This is a genomic window from Streptomyces olivaceus (assembly GCF_000721235.1).
GTDB classification, from domain to species: domain Bacteria; phylum Actinomycetota; class Actinomycetes; order Streptomycetales; family Streptomycetaceae; genus Streptomyces; species Streptomyces olivaceus.
The window spans coordinates 1-518 of record NZ_JOFH01000131.1 but is presented as its reverse complement, the minus strand read 5'-3'; the positions used below and the strand labels follow the sequence as shown (position 1 = coordinate 518).

Genomic DNA, 518 nt, shown 5'->3' with positions numbered 1-518 from the left:
TCATGAACCACACCAGCGACCAGCACCCGTGGTTCCAGGAGTCCCGGCGGAACCCGGACGGGCCCTACGGCGACTACTACGTCTGGGCCGACGACGACACCCGGTATCCCGACGCCCGCATCATCTTCGTCGACACCGAGGCCTCCAACTGGACCTACGACCCGGTGCGCGGCCAGTACTACTGGCACCGCTTCTTCTCCCACCAGCCGGACCTCAACTACGAGAACCCGGCCGTGCAGGAGGAGATGCTGGCCGCACTGAAGTTCTGGCTGGACCTGGGCGTGGACGGCTACCGGCTCGACGCCGTGCCCTATCTGTACGCCGAGGAGGGCACCAACTGCGAGAACCTGCCCGCCTCGCACGCGTTCCTCAAGCGGGTGCGCAAGGAGATCGACGCGCAGTACCCGGACACGGTGCTGCTGGCGGAGGCCAACCAGTGGCCGGAGGACGTCGTCGACTACTTCGGCGACTACTCCGCCGGCGGCGACGAGTGCCACATGGCCTTCCACTTCCCGGTC

Annotated in this window: 1 protein-coding gene; it reads left to right on the top strand. The window is 67.0% G+C overall.

Annotated elements, in window-relative coordinates; genetic code table 11:
• Positions 1 to 518: alpha-amylase family glycosyl hydrolase (locus tag IG94_RS0138100; protein WP_031048799.1), on the top strand; the 518-nt coding region annotated here is incomplete at both ends.